Origin of the sequence: Actinomadura graeca, from assembly GCF_019175365.1 — a bacterium.
Classification (GTDB): Bacteria; Actinomycetota; Actinomycetes; order Streptosporangiales; family Streptosporangiaceae; genus Spirillospora; species Spirillospora graeca.
The window spans coordinates 6,197,329-6,223,488 of the sequence record NZ_CP059572.1 but is presented as its reverse complement, the minus strand read 5'-3'; the positions used below and the strand labels follow the sequence as shown (position 1 = coordinate 6,223,488).

Below are 26,160 nucleotides of genomic sequence, written 5' to 3'. Positions count from 1 at the left end.
ACGGTCATGCCCCGCTGTCGGCGAATCATCTCGCGGACACGCCGCCCAAGGCCCGCCCCAGGCGCCGCCGCACCGCGTTGTAGCCCGAGAGCGCGACGACGAGCAGGCCGGTCAGCGCCGCCCCCGTCACGGCGGCCACCGGGACGGCCCACATCCAGCCCAGCCAGTACGGCGCGAGCGTCAGGTAGGCGAGGACGAGGATCACGCCGCCCGCGCCCGCGAGGGGGGCCGCGATCGTCCGCGGGTCCATCGGGATGCCGTAGGCGTCCCGGGCCAGCCTCGCGAACGTCGCGTCCCCGGGGGCGAGGAACTCCGCGAGCGCGGCCACGCGCTCGATCGCGGCGGAGCGCCGGAGCGGGCCGCCGGTGTTCCTGCGCGCCTCCCGCCTGAGCGCCCCGCCCAGCCGGGACGCCAGGTGCGCCCGGGTGGCGGCGGGGAGGCTCAGCCCGGCGAGGTTTCTCAGGGCCAGCTCGACGCGGTCGAGGGCGAGGCCGGGGACGTTACGGAGGTCGGCGGGCGCAGCGTCCGGCGGCGGGTCCGGCAGCTCCGCGGTCAGGGCCAGGACGGCGCGCAGCACCTCCGGAGGCACGGCCGGGGAGCCCGTCTCGCGCACGGCGAACGCCTCGTAGCGGGCCGTGACGACGGGGTCGCCGGGCTCCAGCTCCAGTGCCGTCAGGAGGGCCTCCCGCGCGTCCGCCGGACCGGCGCGGCCGTGCGTCTTCCGGCCGCCCCGGTCGAGGGCCAGCTCCCGCGCGTAGGCGCGGCGGATCTCGGCGTCGCCCGGCTCGACGTCGTGGGCGAGCTGGAGGTCCTGGAGGCCGGGCCTGCCCTCGGCGAGGTTGGCCCCGGCGCGGTACCGGAGGCAGCGCGCGTGCAGGGGGTTCAGGGCAAGGCCGCGCTGGGCCTGGTAGAGGGCGAGGCGGGCCCGTCCCTCGCCGAGACTGCGCCGGGCCCGCTCCGCCCACTCGTCGGCGTCGCCGCCCGGCAGGACCCCGGACGCGGCGGTCTCCAGCACGGCCGGGGACAGGCCGCGCAGCGACTTCAGCGCCTCGGCGGCGGTCGGGCGGAGGACGGGGTCCCGGGCGAGCCCCCGCCGCACCGCGTCGAGCAGCGGGGGCGCGAGGCCGTCGAGGAGCGGCCCGCCGGGCTCCGTCCGGTGCTGGACGGTCCAGTGGCCGGTGCCGTAGGGCGGGGCGCCGGACGCGGCGTACGCGACGGTCGCGGCCCAGGCGAACACGTCGGCCGCCGGGCCGGGGCACTCGCCGAGCAGCAGCTCGGGCGCCAGGTACGGCAGCGTCCTGCGCGTCTCGTCGTCGGCGGCCCGAGGGTACCGCCCCGCGGGGAGCGCGATCCTGTAACCGCTGACGCGCGGCCCGTGCGGGCCGAGGAGGATGGTCCCCGGCTTCAGGTTCCGGTGGGTGACGTTCTCGGCGTGGAGGTGTTCCAGGACGGCGATGACCGCGACCGCGACCTCCTCCAGGGACGCGCCGCGCAGCGGGCCGTCCCGCCGGACGGTGTCCTCCAGGGAGGGGCCGTCGACGTACTCGATGACCAGGTAGGCGGGGTCGGCGTCCGGGTCGGCGTCGAGGAGCGCGGCCGTGCAGCGCCGGTCGAGCCGCCGGAGCGCGGCGATCTCGCGGCGATACCGCCCGGGGACCGCGCCGTCCTGGCGGCACAGGAGCGCGGGGTCGACGACCTTGACCGCGACGGGCGCCCCGGTGACGTCCTCGCCGAGGTAGACCGTGCCCATGCCGCCCGCGCCGAGCCGTTCCTTCACGGTGTACCCGCCGACGGAGGTGGGGTCGCCGGCTCGCAGGGCAGTCCGCACGCGCTCTCCTCGTCCTCCGGGGTCACCGCATGTTCCCGTGCGGGGATCGGTCCGCGGTATGTCCCCGGGGGGACGGTTCGGCTTGCCGGGACGGGAGTCTCGGTGACGGCGCCGTCCTCCAGGCTCAGCACCCGGTCGGCCTCGGACAGCAGCGCGGCGTCGTGGGTGGCGACGAGGACGGTGACGCCCTCGCTCGCGACGACGGCGCGCAGCAGCGGCATGATCGCCGCGGCCGTCTCGGAGTCGAGCTGGCCGGTGGGCTCGTCGGCGAGGACGAGGCGGGGCCGGTTGGCGAGGGCCCGGGCGATGGCGACGCGCTGGCGCTGCCCGCCGGACAGCTCGTTCGGCCGCTGCCCCGCGTGATCGGCGAGGCCCACCATCGCCAGCAGGACGCGGACGCGCTCGTCGCGTTCGGCCGGGGCGGTGCGGGCGAGGCGGAGCGGGACCTCGACGTTCTCGGCGGCCGACAGGACGGGGATCAGCCCGTGCGACTGGAAGACGAACCCGACGGCGTCGCGGCGCAGGGCGAGCAGCGCGTCCTCGGAGAGGGCGCCGACGTCCCGGCCGTCGACCCGGACGGTGCCGGAGTCGGGGACGTCCAGGCCGCCGATCAGGTTGAGCAGGGTGGTCTTCCCGGAGCCGGAGCGGCCGCGGATCGCGACCAGCTCGCCCCGGGCGGCGGTGAAGGACGCGCCGCGCAGGGCCGGGACCTCGACCTTGCCGGACCGGTAGACCTTGGTGAGGCCCTCGACCGCGACCATCGGGCCGGTCATCGGTCCTCCTCCCGGTCGGGCCAGACGCCGACGTGGTCGTCCTCCAGCGCGAGCCGGACCCGGTCGCGCATGTCCAGGGCCTCGGTGAACCCGCGCGGCAGCTGCACGCGTCCGGCGCGGTCCAGCACGGCGTACTCCTCGCTGACGCGGGTGCCGTCCGCCTCGTCGCGGCGGCGGACCTCGCTGCTGGTGCGGCCGTCGCGGATGCCGACGGTGCGGTCGACGCGCTCGGCGACCCGCGCGTCGTGGGTGACGACGACGGTGGTGGTGCCGAGCTCCTCGTTGACGCGGCGGAGCGCGCCGAAGACCTCGGCGGCGGTGCCGGTGTCCAGCTCGCCGGTCGGCTCGTCGGCGAGGACGACGTGCGGCTCGTTGGCGACGGCCACGGCGATCGCGATGCGCTGCTGCTGCCCGCCGGACAGCTCACCGGGCCGCCGTCCCGCGCAGTCGCCGACGCCGAGCATCCCGAGCAGCTCGGCGGCGCGGGTGGCGCGGGCCCGCCGCGACCGCCCGGCGAACCGCATCGGCAGCTCGACGTTCTGGACGGCGGTCAGGTACGGGAGGAGGTTGCGCCCGGTCTGCTGCCAGATGAACCCGACCTTCTCGCGCCGGAACTCCAGCCGCTCCCTGGAGGCCATCGTGAGCAGGTCCGAGCCCGCGACGCGGGCGACGCCGGCGGTCGGCACGTCCAGCCCGGACAGGATGTTGAGCAGGGTGGACTTCCCGGACCCGGAGGCGCCGACGACGGCGACCAGCTCACCCGGGTCGATCAGCAGGTCCAGGCCCTGGAGGGCGACGACCTCGACGCCGTCGGTCTTGTAGATGCGGACGAGGTTGTCGCAGACGATGTGCGCGCCCTCGCCGTAGGCGGGGCCGCGCTCGGCGGCGCGGCGCTCCAGCTCGGCCAGGCCGGGGGCCCCGCCCGCCTTCCCGGTGTCCGTCCTCGCTGTGTCCATCCTGCCCGTGTCCATCCTCCCCGTGCCCATCCTCTCAGTCTCCCGTCCTCAGGACGGCGGCAAGATCATGCCGGGTGTCGAAGGCGCGGTCGACGGCCACGGCGGTGGCGGCGGCCAGCAGCAGGACGGCGAGCAGCGCGGGCAGCGCCGCCGGGTCGGCCGCGTGGTTGGAGACGGCGTGGCCCCCGGTGTAGGGGCGCAGGTCCACGACGGGGCCGGTGACGCCGGGCAGCAGCAGCCCGAGCACCCACCCGGCGCCGGCCGCCGACAGCAGTACCGGGGCGATCTCCACCACGGCGAGGCGGCGGCCCTGCCGCCGGGTGAGCCCGAGGACGTGCAGGTGGGCGAGGCCGCGGCCGCGGGAGCGCGCCTCGACGACGAGCACGAGCAGCACGGCGAGCAGCCCGTAGGCGGCGCCGAGGAGCGCGGCGTCCCGGAAGGTGTCCTGGACGACGCCGACCATCGGCGCCCGCCTCATGCCGTCCAGCACGTCCCGCCTGACCTGGACCTCCCGATAGGGGTCGCCGCCGAGGAGCCCCGGCGGCAGGGACGCCTGGAGGGCGCCGCGCAGCGCGGCCGTGCCGGGGTCGCCGCGGACGTACACGGTGCTCGGGACCGCGCCGGTGCCGGTCAGCGCGCGGAAGGGGACGACGACGAAGGGCGTGCCGTGCGGCACGCCGGGGAAGTCGTCGATCCGCCCGGACGGCTCGACGCGGATCTCCGGGAAGTTGGGGCTGCTCAGCGTGAGGGGCCGGGTGCCGAGCTCGCCGGCCGCGGCCGGGGACAGCAGGGCGCCGCGCGGGTGCGCGGGCAGACGGCCCGGCGCGACCCTCTGGTAGCCCTCCAGGTCGATGGCGATCAGCGTGACCCGGACGGGCCCGGACGCGGGCCGCAGGTCCCGCACGATCCGGGCGGGGACGGCGTCCCGCACACCGGGCAGCGCGCGGACGCGGGCGACGGCGCCCCGGTCGAGCAGCTCGGCGGAGACGCGGGCGTCGGCGCCGACCACGGCCCACGCCGCGCGGTCCTGCCCGCGCTCCAGGGCGGCCCCGACGGTCGCGGCGAACCCGGCGACGGCCGCGGCGAGCAGCAGCACGACCAGCGGCAGCGCGCCGAGGACGCCCTGCCGGGACGCGCGGGCGACGCCGACGAAGGCGACGATGCCCGGCCCGCGGCGCATCGTCCGGCCGAGGGCCCGCAGCAGGTACGGGTAGACGCGCAGCACCAGCACTCCGGTGGCCGCGCCGAGCAGCACCGGGACGGCGGCGATCAGCGGGTCGGCGCCGGCGCCGGCGCCGCGTCCGCGCAGCAGCACGACGCCCATCGCGGCGAGCACGATCAGGAGCGCCTCCAGGACGAGCCTTCTCCGGGAGGGACGCGCCACGACCAGGTCGCCGCGGCGCCCGGTGACGGCGGCGAGCCCGCCGCCGCGCTCGCCGGCGCCGTGGTCGCGGACGATCGTGACGGCCGGCAGCGCGAGCACCAGCACGACGAGCGCGCCCACCGCGCAGGCCGACGCCGCCTGGGGCGGGCCCGTGTCCAGGAGCAGCCCGGCGCCGGACCCGGCGGCGGCCGCGGGCAGGACGGCCAGCGCCGGAAGCCCGCAGGCGGGCGCGGCGAGCTGGCGGAGGGACGCGCCACGCGCCCGCATCGTGGCGAGCACGGGGCCGAGCCGCCGTCCGAGCATCCCGGCGCCGAGGAGCAGGACCCCGGCGGCGATCGCGGCGAGCCCGCTGAGCGTCAGCGCGATGACCGCCTCGCCGCTGCGCAGCTGCCCGGCGTAGGACCTCAGCCGGGCGTCCAGCGCGGTGACGACCGCGCAGGGGAAGAGGTCGCCGCGGTTCCGCACGGCGGCGCGGTACGCCTCCAGGTCGGCGGCCATGCCGGAGGCGGTGCCGCGGCCGACCGCCCCGGCGTCCACGGGGAACCGCCAGGAGACCGTGAGCCTGCGGCCGGGGGCGCCGTGCGCGAGCCGCCAATACCCGCCCCCGCTGGCGAGCGCCGTCCCGATGTGGACGCGGACGCCCTCGCCGCGCAGCTCCGTCCTGACCCAGAGCATGTCGGCGCGGGCCGTCCAGTACGGGTCGGCGGCGTCCCGCGGCACGTACACACCGGCGACCCGGGCCCGCAGGCCCTCGGCGCCCTGCCGCGGGGGCGCTCCCGCGTCGCCGCCGGACAGGTCCAGCGGCGTCCCGGGCCGGTAGCCGAACCTGTCGGCGTACGCCTTGGAGACGGCGACCTGGATCTCCTGGCCGCGCTTCCCGCCTGGGCCGTCGGCAGGGCCGTCGCCGGGCGGGTCCTCCGGCGGCGTCCCCGCGACGAAGCGGACGCGCTTGAGCGCGCCGGGATCCCAGGCGAGGGTGACCAGGCGCGGTTCGAGGAACGGGCCGGCGGTGGCCATCTCGTTGGTGCCGACGGACGTCTCGGGCGCCCCGACGACCCGCCGGAGGTCGGCGGGCAGGTCGTCATACCAGGTCGCGGACCGCACGGTCACGTCATCGGCGAGCGGCAGGAACCGGCCCAGGGTGGCCGCGTCCGTCCGCGCCTCGACCCGGACGTCCTGGCCCGACACCGCGGCACCGGCGGCGCGGTCGTACCCGGCGGCGACACGGGCCGGGACGGTGACCGCGAGCAGCGCGGTCACGAACGTCATCGCGGCCAGCGCCACGAGCGGCGCCCGCTGCTCGCGGGCGAGCCGCGCCCACGCGCCGTTCAGGAGCGGGCCGTTCATCCGTCCTCCCCCGCGCGCAGCCCGGCGCCGAGGTCGCGGCGGCGCAGCACGCGGATCACCAGGGGCAGCACCAGGCCGAAGCCCGCGGCGACCCCGCCGAGCATGGCGAGCACGACCGGCCACCGGACGACCAGGTCGGCGGGCGGGTACGGCGGCGCCGCCTGCACGCCGAGCACGATGTGCGGGATGACCAGCCGCGCCACGACCAGGCCGAGCAGCAGCCCGCCCAGCAGGCCGACCGCGACGAGGAACGCCTGCTCGACGGCCAGCATCCCGGTCATCTGCCGGGGGCGGACGCCGAGGACGCGCAGCACGGCGAACTCCCGGGCGCGCTCGCGGACCGACACGGCGGCGTTCACCGCGAACGCGATGAACGCGAAGACCAGCGCCGCGCCGAAGCCGAGGACGAGCGCGCCCTGGAGCGCGGCGCCGAGCGGCGCGTCGCGGAGCCGGGAGCGCAGCGCGGCGCGGTCCCCGGCGACGGTGCCCCAGGCGGGGTGGGCGGCCATCGCCCGCGCGGCGGGGGCGGTGCGGCCGTCGCGCGCCGACGCCCACCACTCGCCCGGACGGGTGCTGCCGGGCGCGGCGCTGGCGGCGGCGAGCCGCAGCTCGGTCAGCGTCGGCAGGTCCACCAGGACGGCGGGCCGGCCGGGCGGCGTGCCCGGCAGCGCGCGGACGATCCCCGCGACCCTGACCGGCTGGCCGCCGTCGGCGGTGTCGAGGGTGACGGTGCCGCCGGCGCCCACGCGGGCGCGCCTGGCCGTCTCGGCGGTGATGACGCCGGGCACGGCGGGCTGGACGCGCTCCCCGGCGGGCCGGCGCGGGCCGGGAGGCGACGTGGCGGCCATCGCGTGCAGGGTCCTGCCGGTGCCGATGTCCCAGCCGTGGACGCCGGGGGTCGCCGGGATCCTCAGGGTCGGCGTGACACTCCCGGCTCCCTTCCCTGCCGCCTCCGGGGAGCGGGGGTCGTCGGCGGGCTCCTGCAGCAGGTTCCAGCGGATCCCGGCGGGCGCCGTCGCGTCCCCGGTGCCCTCGCCGCGCACGCGCAGCACGCCGAGTTCGAGCGGCCCGGACCGGTCGTTGTCGTCGAAGACGTAGTGCAGGCCGCGCAGCGACAGCGGGTAGGACGGCAGCCCTCCGGGACCCGCCAGCTCGGCGGAGTCGACGGCGACGGTCCGGGTGCGGCCGTCCGGCCGGAGCCCGTCCAGGACGACCCGCTGCGCGAGCCCCCGCGCGTCCTCGATGGTGGCCGCCACCTGGTAGGTGCCCCTCAGGGGCGGAGGGTCGGGGTCCAGCTGCGGCGGGGGCTTGCCGGGCAGCCTGCGGAGCCGCAGGTCGAACAGCAGCCGTCCGGGACGCCCGGGGAACGCGAGCGCGGGCACCGCCGGGCGGGCCCGGGCCAGCTCGCCGAGCCGCAGCCCGTCCCGGAGCCCGGGCCCGACGCGCAGGATCGGCGCCAGCGCCCTGGTGTCGGCGGCGAGCAGCGTCCCGGCGGTCGAGCCGACGTTGGCGTCCTCGCGCAGCACGGCGGTCGCGGCGGTGACGCCGGGGAGGGCCGCGAACCGTCCGCCCTGGCCGAGCGCGGCCGGGGCACCGGGCTTTCCGGACCGCTCCAACCTCAGGTCGGCGCCGGTCTGGAAATCGGCCTGGTCGGATTGTGAACGGCGCCAGGTCGCCATCGTCGTCACCGACAGCACCCCCACGGCCATGGCCATGACCAGCAGCAACGCCGGTCCCGCGTACCGGAGCGGGCGGCGGCCGACCTGCCGTGCGCCGAGCGCGGGCGCGAGGCCGCGGCCCCCGGCGGTGACGCGCTCGGCGATCCGCGACGCGACCGGCACCAGGCGCAGCAGCAGCACCCCTCCGGCGAGGAGCGCCAGCGCGGGGCCGGACACGATGACCGGGTCGATGCCGGACGTGCCGCCTGCGGCACCGTCCGCGCCGCTCGTCCCGCCCGTCCCGCTGGCGCCGTAGCGGGAGAGCTGCCAGACCGCGAGGGCGGCGACGAGCAGCAGCGCGAGATCGCCGCCGGACCCGCGCAGCCTGCTCCGCGCCGTCCGGCCCATCCCGGCCTGCACCTCGACGAACGTGCGGTTGGCGCCGCGCAGCGTCGGGACGGTCAGCGCGACCGCGCACGCCACGGCGGTGACGGCCGAGACCGCCCACAGCGGCGCGAGCGGGCCCGCGTCCAGGTCCAGCCCGGCCGCCCGCACCGCCGGCGCCCTCCCGGCGAGCCGCAGCAGCGGCGCCGCCAGCAGCGGGCCCAGCACCGCGGCGGGCAGCACGATCAGCGCCCCCTCGGCGAGGCCGAGCCAGGCGAGCTGGCGCATCCCGGCGCCGCGGGTGCGCAGCAGCGCGACCCCGCCGCGCCGGTGGTCGGCCAGCAGCCGCGCGACCAGCACCCACGCGTACCCCGCCAGCATCACGAGCTGGAGCACCGGGATCAGCATCGTCGACCGCGCGACCATGACGGCCCCGTGGAGCCGGTCCGTCAGCGCTGGGAGGTTCGTCACCGTGGTGTACTGCGTCCCGCCGCCCTTCTCCAGGGCGGCGCGGGTCCCGGCGACGCGGCGGCCGAGCGCCGCGAGGTCCCCGGTGTCCACGTGCCGCAGGTCGGGCATGACCGTCCACCGGGCGTCGGCGCCGGAGCCGGTGAAACGGCCCGCGAACACCTCGGGCCGCACCACGAACGGCCCGTACGTCGTGTAGTCGAGGCGCTCGGCCCCGGTCGTGATCAGCCGGTCGCCCTGCCAGAAGTAGTCGTCCTGCCGGTTCACCTCGAACAGCCCGACGACCTTCACCCGCACGGCCGACGCCGTGTCGACGCGTCCGCGGAGGGAGAGCGGGTCCCCGACGCCGACCCGCAGCGTGCGGGCCGCCGCGCCCGGCAGGACGGCCTCGACCTCGGCGCCCCGCGCCGCGTTCCCGCCGGGCCAGCGCCCCTGCGTCAGCCGGGCGTGCTGCTCGATCCCGGTGAAGCTCTCGAAGGCGGTCAGTTCCGGGTGCTCGCTCCGCTCCTGCCCGGGAAGGGTGTAGGAATCGCTCCGCACGCCCACCGAGACGGTCAGCGGAATGTCCCGGTACACCTGGCGCAGCGCCCCGTCGACCTGGGCGCGCGCGGCGTCGAGGCCACCGCTCGGGACGTGCCCGGCGATCCTCGTCCCGGCCGAGTCGAAGGCGGCCTCGGCGAGGGTGCGCCGGAGCCCCTCCCTCGTGACCGACCCCGTGTAGCCGTACAGCGCGGCGAGGACGGTCGTGGCGAACAGCGCCGTCGCGCAGGCGGCCAGGACCAGCGTCCGGTCACCGGCCATCCGCCTGGCCACCAGCCCCGGATGCCACATAGACGCCGATGATCAACGACGGGCGCGAAGGCGACAAGCCCGTCCCATCTTTCTTTTACCTTTCGCAACATTCCGCGGTCCGGCCTCGCCGATTCCCGTGACGGGTTCCTCACCGTTCGGGATTGGGCGCCGAATTCCCTGGGGTACAGGGGGAACAGGACGATGGAAGGAGCGCAGGTGCCCCCCGTGCCCGAGGAGTCTCCAGCGCCCGATTCGCCGGTGATCGATACGACCGTCCCGCATTCGGCGCGTATCTGGAACTACTGGCTGGGCGGCAAGGACAATTATCCCGTCGACCGGGCCGCGGGCGACCGGTACGTCGAGGCGTACCCCGGCATCCTCGACATCGCGCGCGGCGGGCGTGCCTTCCTCACGCGGGCCGTCCGCTACCTGGCGGGCGAGGCCGGCGTCCGGCAGTTCCTCGACTGCGGGACGGGCCTGCCGACCGCCGACAACACCCATGAGGTCGCCCAGCGGGTCGCCCCGGAGTCGCACGTCGTGTACATCGACAACGACCCGCTCGTGCTGTCCCACGCGCAGGCGCTGCTCACCAGCGCCCCCGAGGGCGCCACCAGCTACGTCGAGGCCGACCTGCGCGACCCCGACGGGATCCTCGGCCTCGCCGCGGCCGAGCTGGACTTCGGCGAGCCCGTCGCCCTGCTGCTGATGGGCGTGCTGGGGCACCTGGGCGACCACGGCGAGGCCCTCGGGGTCGTCCGGCGGCTGGCCGCCGCGCTGCCGCGCGGCGGCTACCTCGCGCTGTACGACGACACCGACACCGACGACGCGCACAACCTGGCGCAGCAGGAGTACGACGACACCGGCGCCGTCCCGTACCGGCTCCGGCCGCCGGAGCAGATCGCCGCCTACTTCGACGGGTTCGACCTGGTCCCGCCGGGCATCGTGCGCTGCGAGCGGTGGCGGCCGGAGCCGTGCGGGCGCGGCGAGCCCGTCCGGACGTCCACCCTGTGCGGGGTGGGCCGCAAGCCCTAGACCTCGCCGCGCACGAGGGCGATCAGCCGGTCCAGCACCCGGGCGTCGGCGGCCAGCCCGTTGTGCGCGTACTCGCTGGTCACCCACGTGCGGATCCCCCGGATCGCCGCGGCGGTCTCCAGCGACATGTCGCGGTCGACGTACATGTCGTCGTGGTAGACGGCGGCTGCCACCGGGACGGTCGTGGCCGCGAGCCGCTCCGCGTCGTACAGCGCGGGCCACTCCGACTCGGCGATCAGGTCCGCGCACTCGCGCAGCGGGATCAGCGCCGGGTCCTCCTCGAACAGCCGCCGGTGGATCGTCTCGCCGAGGAACCGGAACGGGTCGGCGTGCGGATCGAACTGGGGGAACTCCGCGAGGACCCGGTCCGCCGACCAGCCGGACCGCATCCCGTTGCCCAGGCACGCCTCGTGGACGACCGCGTAGAGCGGGTGCGTGGCGAACGACACCGCGTCGCCGACCTGGTGCAGGAACGTGTCCGACAGGCGGCCGTCCGGGAGGAACGCCTCCTCCAGCAGATAGTGCAGATCGTCGAAACGGGACGAGTGCCCCAGGTCCATGCCGACGGTCTGGAAGCGCCACGCCGACAGGCGCTCCCCGCCCGGGAGTCGCTCGTCGGCCTCCTCCAGGCGCGCGACGATCCTGCGCGCGACGTCCTGGTCACCGGGGTAGCGGGCGAAGTACCGCTCGTTCGCCGCCGCGATCCTGCGGTAAGACGCCCGGTACCACTCGTCCGGCGTGGCGGTGAGGCTGGGCAGGCCGCCGGTGATGAACACCTCCCTCAGCCCCTCGGGGGCGAACGACAGGTACGTCACCGCGCAGAAGCCGCCGAAGCTCTGCCCGAGGACGCTCCACGGGCGGTCGCCGACGAGGTGGCGGCGCAGCAGCTCGGCGTCCCGCACGATCGAGTCGGCGCGGAAGTGCCGCAGGCAGGCGGCGGCCTCCTGGGGATCGGACGGGAGGGTCTGCCGGTTCGCGGGCGTGCTGCGGCCGGTGCCGCGCTGGTCGAGGAGCAGCACCCGGTAGTCGCGGAGCGCCCGGTCCAGCCAGGCCCCCGACCCCGCGCCCGGCCGGTTCGCCTTGTAGCCGGGGCCGCCCTGGAGGAACAGCAGCCACGGCAGATCCGCGTCCTCCTTGCCCGCCGCGGCGACCTCACGCGCGTAGACGCGGACGGACGGCCCGTCCGGCGCGGCGTGGTCGAGCGGGACGTCCAGGAAGTGGTCGGTGCAGACGAGGCCGGGGCGGCGGAAGGTGATCGTCATTCCCCCACTATCACCATCGGCGATCGAGCCGGTCCAGGATCGCGCCGGGGTCGAGCGCGGCGCCCGCGTCCGCCGCCGCGGCGAACGCCCCGTCGCCCAGCGCCGCGCGGACCCGCCCGGTGACGCGGCCGATGTCGTCTTGCTCGGCGGGCCCGGGGCGCAGCCCCGACGCCTTCCGGATCGCGGCCGCCTTGCCGAGCAGCTCCGCCGCCTGCTCGTGGCGGCCCCGCAGGCTCAGCGCCGCCGCCAGGCCCTCGACGGCGAACACCAGGTCGCGCGGCGCGTCCAGGGTGATCGCGGTGGCCAAGGCGTCGCGCTGGAACTCCAGCGCCGCCGCCGCGTCACCGCGCGCCTCCGCGACGTGCCCGAGCCCGGTCTGGAGCAGCGGCAGGAACAGCGGCGGGAACTCCCCCGGCGGGACGGCCTTGAGCAGCCGGGTGAGCCGCTCCTCCGCCTCGTCCAGCCGCCCGTCCCGGCGCGCCGCCAGCGCGAGGACGATCTCGGCGAACGTCACCGCCTGCGCGTGCCCCTGCTCGGAGGCGATCCGCAGCGCCCGCCCGGCCAGCCGGCGCGCCTCGTCCTGGGCGCCGCGCAGGTGCGCGACCCACCCGCGCCACGCCAGCCGGACGGCGACGTCCGGCCACAGATGCAGCTCCTCGGCCATCCGCTGCGCCTCGCCGTGCAGCCGGTCGGCCCGGTCGTAGTCGGCGGTCAGCTCCGCCATGCCGCCGAGCCACTCCAGTGCCTGCGCCCGCCCCCACCGGTCGCCGAGGTCGCCGAACAGCGCGCCGGCCCGCTCGGCGTCGCGCCCCAGGGACTCCGGGTCGCCGAGCGCATGCGCCTGCTTGGCCCGCAGCATCAGCGCCGCCGCCTCGCCCCACGTGTCGCCGGACGCGCGGAACGCCGCGAGCGCCTCGTCCAGGACGCCCGCCGCCACGGCCACGTCGTCGATCTCGAACCCGGCGAAGGAGAGGAACCACCGCGCCCACGCGGCGAGCGCCGCGTCACCGGCCTCGTCGGCGAGGCGGAGCGCCGCGTCCCGGCGCGCCGTCCAGTCCGTCCCGGCACCGGCGAGCGCGCCGAGCCCGGCCCGCCACACGGCGGCCCGCGCCCTCGGCCAGGATCCGCCGCCGTGCTGCGCGAGCGCCGCGTCCAGCGACCGCAGCGCCTCCGACAGCCGTCCCCGCAGGAACCAGTACCAGCCGAGCGCACCCGCCATCCGCAGCGCCGAGTCCGCGTCACCGCGTCCCGCCGCCGCGTCGAACGCCGCCCGCAGGTTCGCGGTCTCCACGTCCAGGACCCGCAGCCACCGCGCCTGGTCGTGCCCGCGCAACAGCGGCTCCGCCCGCTCCGCCAGCCCGGTGTAATACCGGACGTGCAGGTCACGCGTCCTGTCGTGCTCCCCGGCCTCCCGCAGGCGGTCCGCGCCGTACGCGGCGACCGACTCCAGCAGCCGGTACCGGGGCCCCTCCCCCGGACGCTCGGACATCACGACCAGCGACCGGTCGACCAGCCGCGCGAGCACGTCGAGGACCTCCGCCGGGGGAACGTCCCCGCCCGCGCAGACGGCCTCGGCGGACTCCACCGCGCAGCCGTCCGCGTGCACGGCGAGGCGCCGCAGCACGGCCCGCTCCGGCCCGGTGAGCAGGTCCCAGCTCCAGTCGATCATCGCGGTGAGCGTCCGCTGCCGGGGCGGCGCGCCCCGGCGGCCGCCCGCGAGCACCCGGAACCGGTCGTCCAGGCGCGTCACGAGCCCCTCCACGCCGAGCGTCCGGACCCGCGTCGCCGCCAGCTCCAGCGCGAGGGGGATGCCGTCGAGCCTGCGGCACAGCACCGCGACCGCCGCGGTCGTCCCCGCGTCCAGCCGGAACCCCCGCGACGCCGCCTCCGCCCGCGCCGCGAACAGCCGCACCGCGCCCGCCCGCGCCGCCTCCTCCGGCCCGTCGTCCGGGCCGGGCACCTCCAGCGGCGGGACGGCCCACACCACCTCGCCGGGCAGCCCGAGAGGCTCCCGGCTCGTCGCGAGCACCCGCACCCCCGGGACCCGCCGCAGCAGCCGCTCCGCCAGCTCCGCCGCCTGGTCGATCACATGCTCGCAGTTGTCCAGGACGAGCAGCAGCCGCCGCGCCCCGAGCGCTGCCGCGAGCCGGTCGAGGGACGTCCCGTGCTCCCCCGGCCGGTCCCGGACGTCCAGGATCGCCGTCACCGTCTCGGCCAGATCCGGCACCGTCGCGCGCTCCACCCCGGCAAGCTCGGCCATCCACACACCGTCGGCGAACGCGTCCGCGAGCCCCGCCGCCGCCTCGATGGCCAGCCGGGTCTTGCCGACCCCGCCGGGACCGGTCAGCGTCACGAGCCGGTCGGCGCCGAGCCGCGCGCGGATCTCGGCCACCGCCCCCTCCCGCCCGATCAGCTCGCCCGCCGGGACCGGCAGGTTCGACCGGGGCCCGTCCAAAGCCGGATCCTGCGTCAGGATCGCCTGATGCAGGGCGACCAGCCCGGCCCCCGGATCAAGGCCGAGCTCCTCCGCGAGCAGCGCCCGCCCGCGCTCGTAGCTCTCCAGCGCCTCGTGCTGCCGCCCCGCCCGGTACAGCGCCCGCATATGCGCGGCCCGCAGCCGCTCCCGCAGCGGCCGCGCGGCGACCGCGTCCCCCAGCTCCCCCGCCAGCGCGCCGTGCTCGCCCAGCGCGAGACGCGCCTCCGCGTGCTCCTCCAGGGCCGTCCACCGCAGCTCCTCCAGCCGCGCGGCGGCCGCCCGCGTGAACGGCTCGTCCGCGAAGTCGGCGAACGCCTCCCCGCGCCACAGCCCCAGCGCCTCCCCCAGCAGCCTTGCCCTGGCCCGCGCGTCCCCGGCCCGGCGCGCCTCGTCCACCAGCGCCTGGAACCGCCGCGCGTCCACGTCCTCGGCCGCCAGCAGATGCCCCGCCGGACGCGACACCACCAGCGCCCGCGCCCCCGGCTCGGCGTCCTCCAGCACCCGCCGCAGCTGCGACACCTTCGCCGACAGCGCCCCCGCCGGGTTCCCCGGCGGCTCCCCGCCCCACAGGTCGTCGATCAGCCGGTCCGCCGGGACGGGCCGCCCCTCGTGCAGCAGCAGGTCCGCCAGCAGCGCCCGCACCTTCACCCCGGGCACCGTGACGAGCCCCCCGTCGTCGGTCCAGACGGCGACCGGCCCCAGCACCCCGAAACGCATGGCCGCACGATACGGGACGGCCGGGGACCTCAGAGTTCGGCGGCGAGCGCCCACCACCAGTGATGGGCGGGCGTGCCGGGCGGTATCGCCCTGGGAGGCAGCGGGTCCCCCTCCTGCAGGGCCTCCCGCAGCTCCTCATCGATGTCGTCCATCTCCTCCTGGTCGACCAGGGACAAGGCGGCACTGCCCAGATAACCCTCGAAGAGGACTTCGAGCGCCGACCGGTAGAGACACGCCCCGAACGCCCCAGCCCGGGCGGCCGCGGCGTAGCTCTCGGCCTGCGACACATAACCGGCCAGCCGCCCGCGGCGCTCGCCGACGAGCCCGGCCAGCTCCGCCCGCCGCGCCTCGTCCCCGCCCTCGGGGAACCCCAGCCCGGTGGCGAAAACCAACAGCATGACCTGGTCGAACGGCTGCTCCGCCCGCAACTCCGCGATCGCCTCGGCGAGATACCCCTCACGGGTGCCACCGAAGACGTAGATCGGAACGTCGGAATCAGGCCACCCGAAGGAGTCCAGCCACACCGAGCCGTCCGCCGCGACCCGCACGGCCGCCTCCAACGTCACCGTGATCCCCGCCGCGACGGGAGCCTCCCGGCGGAACACCAGCCGCCGCGTCCCCGCATCGGTCGTGTGCGCCGCCAGCTCGCCCTCGGCGACCGTCCGTCCGGCGGCATCGTGATACGGCCTGAACGGCGCCCCGTCCCCCCGTTCCGCGGCGGGAAGCTCCGAGATCCGCCGGATCGACACCGCGGCCGCCTCCACCGGCGACTCGAACCCGACGCGCCCCGCCAGCGCCCGCACCTGCCCCGGCACGGTCGCATCACCAAGCCCCACATCGACCCGCGCCCCGGTCCGCCCCAGCGCCTCGATCTCCCCGACGTCCCCCCGAAGCCGCCGGTTCATCTCCTCCGGATCAAGACGAACCCGCCCGGCCGCAGGATCCCGCTCACTGGCCATGCCGCCCCCTCCACGTCCTCAACCCGGCACACCAAAGCACCAGCATCCCGCACCCCTCACCCCGGCGCCGCAGAACACCAGCACTCCCCATCCCCACACCGCAAAATGCGGCTTAGGCACTCTCGCATGGTCATAAAGATTGGTTCGAGCTTCCACCACCAATGCGTCCGGGCAGCCCAGGAGGGAATCTTCCTCCAGCGCATACGTTTCCCCATTAACGGCGTAGGAACTCACCGCGGCCTGCACGCGATCGCCACGCAAGACGCCGACCAGGGGGATCCACCGTCTCCAGCCACGCCACGCGCCCACGCATCCCGTCGAGCCGCTTCCGCCACGTCCCGCCGAGTTCTTCGCCCACCGCCGTCATGAGCAGTACCGGCTCTCAGTGGCAGTTGCCTGCACGGATCAGCCCGGTGCGGTGAAGCACCAACATTTCTTGTCCCCGCACCTCAGCCAATCAGCCGTGCCCGGCGCGGAGCTCTCGTCATCCTCAAGATCGCCTGCATATATGCGCCTGCGGTACTCGCGCATTGTCAACTTGATCGGGTCGGGCTTCCACCACCACCAGTGCGACCGAGGCGCCCAGGAAGGGATCTGCGTCCGGTGAACGGGAGTGGCGTCGTCGGCCACGTCCCGCAGTTCCTCGTCGAAGTCCTCGACGGCTTCTTGTGTGAACTGATCGACGATGACCTCGTCATAGTCGTCCATCAGCATCTTGAGCGCGGACCGGTGCTCACAGGCCTGCCGATAACGATCGACACGACCCCGCAGCGCGTTCTCCTCGCCGTCGCTGGCAAAAATGGACAAGCTCACCTGCGCACGCTGCCCCTGCAGGACGGTGACCAACTCAGGTCGGCGCACCCGAGCCCGGAGGGTTTGTGCCTCGCCCGGATCGGCCGACCCCCACTGGGCTAGATCACCATAGACGGACAGAAGGCTCTCCATCACTGCCCTGCCCTCGTCGTCCTGGCCGTCCGGATCCACCGCCTCGAGCCAGGCCGCACGCTCGCGCATACTGCTGAGGCGGTCTCGCCACGCTTCTTCGAGGATTTCTCTGACAGCAGACACTAGACATCACCGTCATAGATCTTTTGTTCACCGAAAGTCGGCATGGTAAGTCTACCGTCCGGCCGTACTGTCACCAGCGCCTCCAGCCTGCGGTTGCCCACCTTGCGTATGTAGAGTTGGCGCTCCACACCATCCACGAACTTGCTCTCCACCATCCTTCCTTCGCGGACGGTACGTTCGGCGCTGTCCATGAAATCACGAACATAATTGCCATGGCGTTCTTCCGGTGGAAGTTCACTGTAGTGTTTACGCGCATGGTATGCCGCAGACGTCTCGTGCCCCATACCGATCTGGCCGGCCTGCCTGCGCACGGCATCCACCCTAGCGCCCTCTGAAAGGGTCGGATCGATACGTGCATTTTCCGGGTTCGGTCGGCTCTCGTGTACCTGCCTTTGATCCAGCTCCAGTTCTTCCCGGATATCAATGTTCTTGAAACGCTCGCCGGCATGCTGCGCATTGCTCTTGTTCCCCTGCTGGAGAACGCCGTCGTGAAGGTCTTGTTTGACTTGCTTCATCATCTCGTCGAAGCGCGCCTTGTAGTACTCGAAACGGTATGCGATCTCGCGCGGATTGTCCGCCCCCTCTATCGCGAACCGCAGCGCATCCGTGTGTAGATCAGGATTCGCCTTGAGGACCTTCTTCCCGAAACCCTGCTTGAGCGCAGATGCGAGCCGCTGCCACTGATCACCGTCGCGCGGGTTGTCGCCACGCAGCCGGTCGATGTCCTCGGAGGAGAGCCCGCCCTTACGGAGGGAGTCTTCGAGATCGTCAGCGTCCTTGAGCTTCTGCTCCCGCTCGGGGTCGGGCTCGTCGTTTCCTCCGTCGGGGTCGGCGTCACCCGGCGGGTCGTTCGGCGGGTCGTTGGGGTTACTGGGACTGCCGTCACCTTCGGGGGCGTTCTGGCCGTCGGGTTTTCCGTCTCCCTCTGGGGTGCCATCGCCCTCTGGCTTCCCGTCTCCCTCTGGGGTGCCATCGCCCTCGGGCTTGCCGTCACCGTCTGGCGTGTCATCGCCGTCCGGCTTGCCGCTGCCCGGGGTGCCGTCACCGTCCGGCTTGCCGTTGCCGCCGGGGGTGTTGTCGCCTTCTGGCTTTTCGTTGCCGGTGGGGTTGTCGTTGCCGTCTGGCTTTCCTTCGCCGCCGGGGGTGTTCTCGCCTCCGGGGTCGCGGTCGCCTGGGGTGCCGTTGCCCTTGGGGGTTCCGGTGTCGTTCTCGCCGCCCGGGGTCCCGGGGTCGCCTTCTTCTCGGCCGCCGACCTGGGCCGGTTCGCGGTCGGGGAGGGACTCGGCGTCGTCCAGGGACTTCTGGAGGTCGTCCAGGTCACCGGAGTCGGGGTCGAGCTCGTTGGTCTTGTCCTGGAGCTCTTTCGTGGTCGGGCCGGAATCGGTGTTCGTGGACTCGGTGCCGCCGTCGAGTTTGCCGTCGCCGTCGGCGTCGCCGGGACGGCTGTCGTGGTCGTCGCCGCCTCCGCCGCCGTGTCTGCGGCCGAGGAGCTTCTTCACGAGGGCGCCGACGCCGATGGTGGCGACGTTGATGGCGGTCGTGGTGATGACGTAGCCGGGGCGGTCACCCCATTCCCGCCATGGGACGAAGGAGTGGGCCATTTCCTTCCAGTTGTGGCCCAGGTTCGACCAGAAGTGGGAGTCCTTCTCCCAGACCCAGCCGTTCTCGCCGTGCAGGCCGACCAGGCCGCCGATCTCCTCTAGCTTGCCCATCCAGGCGTTGCCGAGGTTCGACCAGAAGTGGGAGTCGCCTTCCCAGACCCAGCCGTTCTCGCCGTGCAGGCCCACGAGGCCGGCGATTCCGGTGACGAGGCCGCTGCCCATGTCCCAGACGGCGCCCCAGGCGTCCTCGTACCAGGGCTTGTCGTGCTCCTGGGGCTTGGCCCACGGCGTCTCGACGTCGGTGGGGGCCTTGCCGAGGCCGTACCCCTTCTGGCCGGTGCCCGGCTTGCCGTCGGCGGGGACGAAGGTGGTTCCGCCGAAGATGCCGGTGATCTTGTTGGCGCAGGCCCGCTCGGCGGCCTGGTACTGGGCGAGCGCCGCGAGGACGTCGTTGTTGAGCTTGTTGTGCTCGTTGACCTTGTCCTCGTCCTTGCGCCAGTCGTCGTCGTCCGCGATCTTGTTGCGGAACGACTGGGCGTTGCCCTTGAGGGTCTGCAGGCGGCCGATGATGGGACGGATCTCGCCGGCGAAGGTGATGAGCGCGTCCCCCACGGTGGTCACCTCGGACCTGAACGCCTCGCCGGCGGCCGCGACCGGCTTGGTCGCGTTCAGGAGCAGGCCCTCCTCGGGGGCGTTGTAGTACGGATCGAGCGCCTTCCAGCCCTTGTCGATGTCGTGACCGGTGTCCGCGATCCGCTGCCCGTCGGTCCTCAGGGCGCGGCCGGCGGCGTCCACCTCGTCGGCGTTGGCCTGGGGGATCGGAATCGCGTTCGGATCGATCACACCGCTCAAGGTCGCACCCCTCGTCCTCGTCCCTTGGCCACAAGGACCGCCCGCGATCCCGGCGGCGCGGAGTCCCCTGTGAGATGAATCACGGGCGCCGCGTCACTTTCCGATCTTCGGAGCCGGCGCGTTGGCGGCCTGCCTCTGGGCCTCCTGGACCATCTCGTAGTCGGCGTGGTTGTACGCCTTGACCGCCTTGACGGCGCCCTCGATGCAGCTCGCGGTCTTGGTGACCATGCCCTTGAGGCCGGGCCTGGTGTGCTCGACGTACTCCTTCAGCGCGGCACCGATCGGCTGGCTGGCCGCGGCGGTCCCGGCGTCGCCGACGTGGTCGCCGAAGTCGGAGAGCTGTTTGACCAGGCCGCCGTCGCCTTTTCCGCCCTCGCCGGCGACATAACCGCCCACCTTGCCGACGACGGATCCCACCCCCGGGCCGTCGATGTCGTAAACGCTCATCTGCCGCGTTCCTTCTCCTCGGGCGGGGAAAAACGATCGGGCCGAAAATTGCCTGGCGGGACGGCCGTGAATCCGTGCCGAGCGTGCCCGGAATCCCGGATGACCTGCGCGAGTTCGGCCAATGAGGCGTCGATGCGCTCGGACTCCGCGGCCACGTCGGCGCTGAACCGGACGGTGGCCTCGGTCAGCCCGGCGATCGCCTCCTCCGCCGTGGCGGGGACGGCCTCGGGCGCCTCGTCCCGCACCTCGTGATCGGGCGCTTCGGGGGGCTCCACCAGCTCGAACTTCATGGCCTCTTCACTGCTCCGGGGGGTCCGGCCTGCCCTAGCCGATCGTCCAATGGTGACCACTCGGGATGACCTCTGTAAAGTCACTTTCGAAACTCAGGCCGATCTGCCGCCGGGGAACCACGGACGCCTTTCCGAAGTCCTACTCTGAGGAGACATCGGTCTTCGATGACGGTGGCGCGGGGGATCCGGACGAACTATCGTCGAAGACCCCTTTCATCGGCGCGCGGAGACGTCACGACCCGACTGGCAGGTGGACACGATGGGACGTTGGGACCACGGGCAGGAAACACTGGTCACCCTGGCCAAGAACACCGGGACATCGGGCGAGGAGCTCGCCGGGCTCGTCAAGCAGCTGATCGCGGCCGCGGAGCCGCTGTCGGGCAAGTTCAACGGCGCGGGCAAGGCCGCCTTCGACAGTTTCAAGGCCCGGTCGGACCAGATCACCGCCGATCTGAAGGCCGGCCTCACCAGGGTCAACGTCGGCCAGATCGGCATGGAGAAGGCATTCGCGACCGGTGACCAGCAGATGGCCGACGAGGCGGGGCGGATGATGGCCGCGGCCAACTTCGACGGCGCCAAGTTCCGGACCACCTGAACCGCGGCTATCCGCCTTAATTGCGACGAACCGCCTGAACTGAGACGAAGGGGACAGCAACGTGGGAGCCAACGGCCGCCGCAGCTACGACACCGGCGCCTCCGGTGAGGCCCAGGCCAACATCCAGGCGATCGTGTCCCGCCTGGAGGCGCTGATCGGCACGCGCGACACCGACGTCAAGACCGCCCTGGCCGACTTCCAGGCCACCGGCGTGGACGAGGAGTACCGCGCCAAGGAGATCAAGTGGCACACGGCCGCCAACGAGGTGCGTGAGATCATCCGGCTGGTCAAGGCGACGCTGGAGAGCAACGACGAGCACGCGCAGACGGCGCTGGGCAAGGCGGGCGCCGCCGTCCAGGCGATCTGACGCCGCGGGCGGAACCACGGGGTCACCAGGCGGAACCACGGGCTGACCAGGCGGAACCACGGGGTGACGGGGACGCGCGGCGAGCGCGTCCCTTCGCCGCACGCCGCCGAGGGCGGGCGGTGACACCCCGGCGAGGGGCGAACGGGACGAAGGCGGAGGGGACACGCCCTGGCACGCGACTACGACACCCAGCTGCTGGAGTCGGTGGCGGTGCGGCGCCGGCGGCTCCGGGACGCGCTGCTGTTCGGGCCGCAGCGGACGCGCCGCAGCTTCGACGAGAACGTCGGGAAGATCGTCGCCGGGCTGTGCCTGGCGGCGGTGCTGTGCGCGGGGACGGTCGGCTGGTCGTTCCTGCGGTCGCGGCTCCAGGAGCAGAAGCGGGAGCAGGCGCGGCAGTCGCAGCAGGGGGCCGTCCCGGAGGGCGCCGCGGCGCAGGTGCCGGCCGACTGGGTGGGGAGCCAGGTCACCTTCGCGCGGCTGCGTGCCGCGCTGACGCAGGCCGGTGTCCCGAGCACGCTGTACGTCCTGCCGGGGCAGCCCCGGCCTCCCGCCCGGCGGGCGTCCAGCTACTACGTGGTCGCGCGGGGCGCGGACCAGTTCACCGGCGGGATCGTCGAGTTCGAGCAGGGCCGCGTCGCCGCGCAGTTCCCCACCGAGGACGAGGCGTGCCGGTGGCTGTACGGGGAGCTGGCCGTCAAGGAGACGCCCCCGCACGTCCTCACCCCTCAGGGCGAGCAGGAGGCCCTGCGGCAGGGGACGGCGCTCGCGGCCGACGCCCGCGCCAAGATCAACCTCGGGGGCGGCGCGGCGGTCGCCTACCCGCTGCCCCAGGGACGGTTCGTGGACCAGTTCGGCCAGGAGAGCGGGTCGGTGCTGTTCCCGTTCGGCATGCCGTTCGCGCAGCGCGGCCTTCCTCCGGCGGCGCGCGCCGGCGCGGTCCCCGGGGCCCCGCCGGGGTACCTGCGGTACCGGGTGGTCAAGCCTTTCCTGGTCACCGCGTCGATCTCCGCCGCGGCGCCGCGCAGCCCGGGCGGCGGCGTCCGGTTCACCGTGAACGCCGGGCTGTTCCCGCGTCCGCCCGCGCTGCCGACGGTCCGGTGGCTGATGCGCAACGGCTACCTTGAGCGGGTCTCCGGCACGGCCGTGCCGGGGTAGACCCGGGATGTCCTCGAAGGCAAGCCGTCCGTCCCCCGGACGACCGATGATGGAAGGGTGCCATGACCGCGTGGAGCCGGGTCACTCTCGTCGGTGAGCACCGCAAGGTGGACATGGTGCTCCCCGCCCAGGAGCCGATCGGCGCGCTGATGCCCGAGGTCCTGGAACTCCTCGGGGACGTGCCGCAGAGCCCGCCCCGGCTGCGGCACCTGGTCACCGCGACCGGGGACGTCCTCGACCCCGGGGCGAGCCTCGCCGACCGGCGGGTCCCCGACGGCGCCGTCCTGCGGCTCGTGCTGTCGGACGAGCCGATCCCCGCGCCCGTCGTCCACGAGGTGCCGGAGGTCGTCGGCGACACGCTCGACGCCCGCTTCTGGCGGTGGAGCCCGGTGGCCGCCCGCTGGAACGCGACCGCCGCGCTCATGGGCCTGTCGTTCGCCGTCGGCGTGCTCGTCGTGGTGCGGCTCGGCGGCGGCGCGGCGCTGGGCGTCGTGGGCGCGGTCGCGGCGTCCCTCGCGCTCGGCGGGACGGCGGCCGGGCTCGCCGGGCAGGAGCGTCTCGGGACGGCGATGACCCTCGCGGGCGGCGTCACCGCGACGCCGGCGCTGTGGCTGGCCGCGGACCTGTACGACTGGGAGGGCTGGGCGCTGTGGGGCGGTCTCGCCCTGACCGCCGCGGCGGTCGTGCTGCTGCTCGGGCTCGGCTCGCCGCTCGGCCGCGGCGGGCTCGTCGGCGGCGGGCTCGCGGCCGGGCTCGCGGCCGTCGGGACGGCCGGTGCCGCGCTCGGCCTGGACGGCGGACGCGTCGGCGCCGTCCTCGCGCTGACCTGCGTGGTCCTGCTGAGCGCGCTGCTGCGGGTGGCGCTGTCGCTGTCGGGGCTGACCTCCCTCGACGACCGGCGCGGCGCGGGCGGGGTGGTGGCGCGCCGCGACGTGATGAACGCCCTGGACGGGGCGCACCGCAGCATGGTGATCGCGACCCTGGCGGTCGCGCTCGCGGCCGCCGTGGCGGGGATCGGCGCCGTCGCCGACTTCGACGTGTGGACGGCCGGCCTGGCGGGCCTCCTCGCGATCGTGGTGGTCAGCCGCGCCCGAATGTTCCCGCTGATCCTGCAGAAGACCGCGCTGTTCTCCTCGGGCCTCGCGATCGTCGCCGCGCTCGCCGTCCAGTGGACGCGTCACGTCACGTGGGGGGCCGGGCCCGCGCTGGGTATGCTCCTGGCAGGACTGGTGATCCCGGTCGTGGTGCTCACGCGGGAGCAGCCCGAGCACGTGCGTGCGCGGCTGCGCCGCGTCATGAACCGGATCGAGGCGGCGGCGGTGGCGGCGGTCATCCCGGTCGCCGTCGGCACCTTCGGGACCTTCGAACGTCTGCTGGAAACCTTCTGAGAGGACACGGGTGGCAGACCAGGACCGGGACGGCCTTCGGCCCGAGCCTGACGCGACCGCCGACCGTCCCTCACCCGCCGCGCGCCGTCACGGGCGGCCTCCGCCGCTGCCCCTGCTCCCGCCTCCGCTTCCGTCCCCGGAGCGGAACGCCGAACCGGAGGCGATGGTCTGGTACACCGCGATCGACACCGGCGCCGAGACGGCCCAGGACCCTCCGCAGGACCCGCCCCGAACCCCGCCGACTCCCCAGGATCCGCCGCCGGTTCGGACGCAGGTCCCGCCACCGGCCTTCGGCGGACGGCCTGATGCAGCGGTGGCCCGGCCCGTCCCGCCGCCCTCACGTCCCGCCGCACCGCCCCCGCCTCCGCAGCCGCCCCCGTCTCCGCTCTCGGCTCCGCGTCCGCTCTCGGTTCCGCCGGTTCCCGCGGCTCTGCCGACGGAGCCCGTCCGTCCGGAAGACCTCGTCTCAGGCCCGGTGCACGGCGACTCCCTCCTGCGGCGCGTCGGACGCGGTGCGATGCGCCCGTTCCGGTCCGCCGACGAGGTGCACGCGGTCACCGAGCACGGCCGGTGGATCCAGCATCCCGTCACCACGGGAAGGCGCATCGCGGTCATGGGCGTGCGCGGCGGCTCGGGCAAAAGCACGGTGGCGGCGCTGATCGCGTCGGCGTACGCGCGTCACCGGGACGACCGGGTGCTGGCGCTGGACCTCGACCCGGAGCTGGGGACGCTCCCCCTCCGGCTGGGCGCGCGGGCCGAGCACTCGCTCGCGGACCTTGCGGAGGAGGACCTCGGCACCGCCACGTTCGAGCAGGTCCGGCCGTTACTGACCGCGCTGGGCGACCGGCTGTGGGCGCTGCCCGCCACGCGGGGACGGCTGGGCGCGGGCCACGTGGACGCCGAGCTGTACCGGTCCGCGGGCACCCAGCTCAGCCGGTTCTTCGGGATCACGGTCGCCGACAACGGCGCCGGGATCCGGTCCCGGCTGCACCAGGCCGTGCTGGCCTCGGCCCACGCGCAGATCCTCGTCGCGCCCGCCACCGTGGACGGCGCCGCGCGGGTCGGCCGCGTCCTGGACTGGATGGCGGTCGGCGGCCTGGAGGCGCTGCGCCCCCGCACCCTCGTCGTGTTCACCGCCCGCTCCCCCCACAGGGCGGGGACCGTGGACGTCGACCGCGCCGCCGGGATCCTCGCGGAGATCGGCGTGGCCGCGATCAGGCTGGGCTTCGACCGTCAGCTGGCCGTCGGGACCACGCTCGACCACGGGCGGCTGGCGTACTCCACCCGCCTGACGGCCATCGCCATCGCAGCCGAGGCGCTGCGCCGCGCCGTCGCACCCTGACGGAGCCGGAGGACGAGGCCCGCGGACGGTCAGCGACGCCGCCAAGGCGTCCACGACCGGCGCCGCCACGACCGCGAAGCCGACGCCGAAGCAGCCGGAGCCGAGGCCGCGGGCGGCGTGGCCGACCGAATCGGGTCGAACCGGTCCGCGGCGGCGGGGTCGAGCCGTCTCAGCGCGCGGCCGCGGCGCCACCAGAACACCTCCGGCGACGAGGGATCGTCGGCGTTCGCGTGCATCTCCCTCACGACCTGGGAGAAGACGTCGAGGACGTCGCCCATGCCCGCCGAAACGATCGGATAGAGCAGGAGGGTGCTGTGCGAGGGGACGGCGAGCAGCGCGCCGGGCTTCCCGGCGTCGGGGATGAAGCGGTCCACCTCGGTGATGAGCGACGAGACGTACCGGCAGCCGGGCTTGCTGACGACGCGGACGGACTCGCTCGCCGTGAGGGGCTGGTCATGGACGCCGACGTCGGCGAGCTCCCCCTCGTAGGTGTTGGGCACGGCGATGTCGCCGAGCCGCCTGAGGCCCAGCAGCGAGGCCCTGGCCCGGGTGAGCGGCCCCCCGTACTCGGGGTGCTCGATCACGACCATGGCGTCGAAGTGGTCCCCGGCGGAGGTGACCAGCAGCCCCTCCCGCTCGGCCTCGGTGAGCTTGGGCACGATGCGCAGCCGGAGCAGCTTGCGGACGTCCCCGAGGAGCTCGATCTCGGCGATGGCCATCGCCGCGAGGTCGCCGACCTCGCGGAGCCAGTCCTCGACCAGCCGCGGCCACGCCGTCCGCTCCGCCCGCGCGCACCGCTCCAGGACGGTCCAGGTGGTGGCGCTCGGCTCGAACCGGCCCACCGGGAGGACGACCCTGGCCAGCGGCGCCTCGAAACGGGCGGCCGGGTTGATGACCGGCAGCAGGTCCTCGATGAGGGCGTGCACGTCGGCCGACACCTCGAAGAACTCCATCGGCACTCCCTGGCGGAGGGCTCCGCATGACCACAAGACCGACATTAGGGTGGGGCGGGGACCGCT

The 26,160-nt window shown here is 74.7% G+C and carries 19 protein-coding genes; 6 read left to right on the top strand and 13 right to left on the bottom strand.

Features of this window, described 5'->3' with window-relative positions; genetic code table 11:
* Positions 1 to 25 precede the first annotated feature (25 nt).
* Genes AGRA3207_RS27575 through AGRA3207_RS27555 form a run of 5 tightly spaced genes read right to left on the bottom strand, consistent with a single transcriptional unit; the run spans position 26 to position 9,629 of the window.
* Entirely contained in the window at positions 26 to 1,828 is a 1,803-nt protein-coding gene (locus AGRA3207_RS27575; RefSeq protein ID WP_231329910.1) for a serine/threonine-protein kinase, read from the bottom strand.
* The gene (locus tag AGRA3207_RS27570) at positions 1,774 to 2,601 is read right to left on the bottom strand and encodes an ABC transporter ATP-binding protein (RefSeq protein ID WP_231329909.1); all 828 of its coding nucleotides are present in this window, start codon (positions 2,599 to 2,601) and stop codon (positions 1,774 to 1,776) included. The genes AGRA3207_RS27575 and AGRA3207_RS27570 overlap by 55 nt, the downstream gene beginning before the upstream one ends.
* Positions 2,598 to 3,557: an ABC transporter ATP-binding protein gene (locus AGRA3207_RS27565; RefSeq protein ID WP_231329908.1), complete on the bottom strand. Its 960-nt coding sequence runs from the start codon at positions 3,555 to 3,557 to the stop codon at positions 2,598 to 2,600. The genes AGRA3207_RS27570 and AGRA3207_RS27565 overlap by 4 nt, the downstream gene beginning before the upstream one ends.
* Positions 3,558 to 3,591: 34 nt before the next feature.
* Complete coding sequence (locus AGRA3207_RS27560; protein ID WP_231329907.1) at positions 3,592 to 6,288, bottom strand: hypothetical protein; 2,697 nt, start codon at positions 6,286 to 6,288, stop codon at positions 3,592 to 3,594.
* Positions 6,285 to 9,629, bottom strand: coding sequence for an ABC transporter permease (locus AGRA3207_RS27555; protein ID WP_231329906.1), 3,345 nt, complete (start codon positions 9,627 to 9,629; stop codon positions 6,285 to 6,287). The genes AGRA3207_RS27560 and AGRA3207_RS27555 overlap by 4 nt, the downstream gene beginning before the upstream one ends.
* A gap of 162 nt (positions 9,630 to 9,791) precedes the next feature.
* Between AGRA3207_RS27555 and AGRA3207_RS27550 the strand changes: the two genes are divergently transcribed.
* Positions 9,792 to 10,622, top strand: coding sequence for an SAM-dependent methyltransferase (locus AGRA3207_RS27550; RefSeq protein ID WP_231329905.1), 831 nt, complete (start codon positions 9,792 to 9,794; stop codon positions 10,620 to 10,622).
* Here the strand turns inward: AGRA3207_RS27550 and AGRA3207_RS27545 are convergent.
* From AGRA3207_RS27545 to AGRA3207_RS27515, 7 genes are all read right to left on the bottom strand, one after another.
* On the bottom strand, positions 10,619 to 11,884 hold the full coding sequence (locus AGRA3207_RS27545; protein WP_231329904.1) for an alpha/beta fold hydrolase: 1,266 nt from the start codon (positions 11,882 to 11,884) through the stop codon (positions 10,619 to 10,621). The genes AGRA3207_RS27550 and AGRA3207_RS27545 overlap by 4 nt on opposite strands.
* A 10-nt stretch (positions 11,885 to 11,894) precedes the next feature.
* The gene (locus tag AGRA3207_RS27540; protein ID WP_231329903.1) at positions 11,895 to 15,077 is read right to left on the bottom strand and encodes an AfsR/SARP family transcriptional regulator; all 3,183 of its coding nucleotides are present in this window, start codon (positions 15,075 to 15,077) and stop codon (positions 11,895 to 11,897) included.
* Positions 15,078 to 15,106: 29 nt separating this feature from the next.
* A complete protein-coding gene (locus AGRA3207_RS27535; protein WP_231329902.1) occupies positions 15,107 to 16,036 on the bottom strand; it encodes a hypothetical protein in 930 nt (309 codons plus the stop codon).
* A gap of 405 nt (positions 16,037 to 16,441) precedes the next feature.
* On the bottom strand, positions 16,442 to 17,050 hold the full coding sequence (locus AGRA3207_RS27530; protein WP_231329901.1) for a hypothetical protein: 609 nt from the start codon (positions 17,048 to 17,050) through the stop codon (positions 16,442 to 16,444).
* A 53-nt stretch (positions 17,051 to 17,103) separates the two neighbouring features.
* Entirely contained in the window at positions 17,104 to 19,557 is a 2,454-nt protein-coding gene (locus tag AGRA3207_RS27525) for an ICP22 family protein (protein ID WP_231329900.1), read from the bottom strand.
* A 93-nt stretch (positions 19,558 to 19,650) separates the two neighbouring features.
* Positions 19,651 to 20,004, bottom strand: coding sequence for a DUF6507 family protein (locus AGRA3207_RS27520; RefSeq protein ID WP_231329899.1), 354 nt, complete (start codon positions 20,002 to 20,004; stop codon positions 19,651 to 19,653).
* Positions 20,001 to 20,294, bottom strand: a complete 294-nt coding sequence (locus AGRA3207_RS27515) for a hypothetical protein (RefSeq protein WP_231329898.1) — start codon at positions 20,292 to 20,294, stop codon at positions 20,001 to 20,003. Before AGRA3207_RS27515 ends, AGRA3207_RS27520 begins: the two co-directional genes overlap by 4 nt.
* A gap of 259 nt (positions 20,295 to 20,553) precedes the next feature.
* Between AGRA3207_RS27515 and AGRA3207_RS27510 the strand changes: the two genes are divergently transcribed.
* The 5 genes from AGRA3207_RS27510 (at position 20,554) to AGRA3207_RS27490 (ending at position 25,141) form a co-directional block, all read left to right on the top strand.
* Positions 20,554 to 20,889: a hypothetical protein gene (locus tag AGRA3207_RS27510; protein WP_231329897.1), complete on the top strand. Its 336-nt coding sequence runs from the start codon at positions 20,554 to 20,556 to the stop codon at positions 20,887 to 20,889.
* 61 nt (positions 20,890 to 20,950) lie between these two features.
* Positions 20,951 to 21,256, top strand: coding sequence for a pore-forming ESAT-6 family protein (locus AGRA3207_RS27505; protein WP_231329896.1), 306 nt, complete (start codon positions 20,951 to 20,953; stop codon positions 21,254 to 21,256).
* 204 nt (positions 21,257 to 21,460) lie between these two features.
* Positions 21,461 to 22,411: a TNT domain-containing protein gene (locus AGRA3207_RS27500; RefSeq protein ID WP_231329895.1), complete on the top strand. Its 951-nt coding sequence runs from the start codon at positions 21,461 to 21,463 to the stop codon at positions 22,409 to 22,411.
* A gap of 62 nt (positions 22,412 to 22,473) precedes the next feature.
* Positions 22,474 to 23,799 (top strand): EsaB/YukD family protein, encoded by a 1,326-nt coding sequence (locus AGRA3207_RS27495; protein ID WP_231329894.1) that lies wholly within the window; start codon positions 22,474 to 22,476, stop codon positions 23,797 to 23,799.
* A 475-nt stretch (positions 23,800 to 24,274) separates the two neighbouring features.
* Complete coding sequence (locus tag AGRA3207_RS27490) at positions 24,275 to 25,141, top strand: nucleotide-binding protein (protein WP_231329893.1); 867 nt, start codon at positions 24,275 to 24,277, stop codon at positions 25,139 to 25,141.
* A 29-nt stretch (positions 25,142 to 25,170) separates the two neighbouring features.
* On the opposite strand, the gene AGRA3207_RS27485 is transcribed toward AGRA3207_RS27490, so the two are convergent.
* Entirely contained in the window at positions 25,171 to 26,094 is a 924-nt protein-coding gene (locus AGRA3207_RS27485; RefSeq protein WP_231329892.1) for a hypothetical protein, read from the bottom strand.
* Positions 26,095 to 26,160: the final 66 nt, after the last annotated feature.

Coding starts and splice junctions, on each gene's coding strand:
- AGRA3207_RS27555 (WP_231329906.1), bottom strand. CDS start 9,629: ATGTGGCATCCGGGGCTGGTGGCCAGGCGGATGGCCGGTGACCGGACG.
- AGRA3207_RS27565 (WP_231329908.1), bottom strand. CDS start 3,557: ATGGACACAGCGAGGACGGACACCGGGAAGGCGGGCGGGGCCCCCGGC.
- AGRA3207_RS27510 (WP_231329897.1), top strand. CDS start 20,554: ATGGGACGTTGGGACCACGGGCAGGAAACACTGGTCACCCTGGCCAAG.
- AGRA3207_RS27560 (WP_231329907.1), bottom strand. CDS start 6,288: ATGAACGGCCCGCTCCTGAACGGCGCGTGGGCGCGGCTCGCCCGCGAG.
- AGRA3207_RS27570 (WP_231329909.1), bottom strand. CDS start 2,601: ATGACCGGCCCGATGGTCGCGGTCGAGGGCCTCACCAAGGTCTACCGG.
- AGRA3207_RS27520 (WP_231329899.1), bottom strand. CDS start 20,004: ATGAGCGTTTACGACATCGACGGCCCGGGGGTGGGATCCGTCGTCGGC.
- AGRA3207_RS27535 (WP_231329902.1), bottom strand. CDS start 16,036: ATGGCCAGTGAGCGGGATCCTGCGGCCGGGCGGGTTCGTCTTGATCCG.
- AGRA3207_RS27545 (WP_231329904.1), bottom strand. CDS start 11,884: ATGACGATCACCTTCCGCCGCCCCGGCCTCGTCTGCACCGACCACTTC.
- AGRA3207_RS27485 (WP_231329892.1), bottom strand. CDS start 26,094: ATGGAGTTCTTCGAGGTGTCGGCCGACGTGCACGCCCTCATCGAGGAC.
- AGRA3207_RS27495 (WP_231329894.1), top strand. CDS start 22,474: ATGACCGCGTGGAGCCGGGTCACTCTCGTCGGTGAGCACCGCAAGGTG.
- AGRA3207_RS27540 (WP_231329903.1), bottom strand. CDS start 15,077: ATGCGTTTCGGGGTGCTGGGGCCGGTCGCCGTCTGGACCGACGACGGG.
- AGRA3207_RS27515 (WP_231329898.1), bottom strand. CDS start 20,294: ATGAAGTTCGAGCTGGTGGAGCCCCCCGAAGCGCCCGATCACGAGGTG.
- AGRA3207_RS27530 (WP_231329901.1), bottom strand. CDS start 17,050: ATGCGCGAGCGTGCGGCCTGGCTCGAGGCGGTGGATCCGGACGGCCAG.
- AGRA3207_RS27550 (WP_231329905.1), top strand. CDS start 9,792: ATGGAAGGAGCGCAGGTGCCCCCCGTGCCCGAGGAGTCTCCAGCGCCC.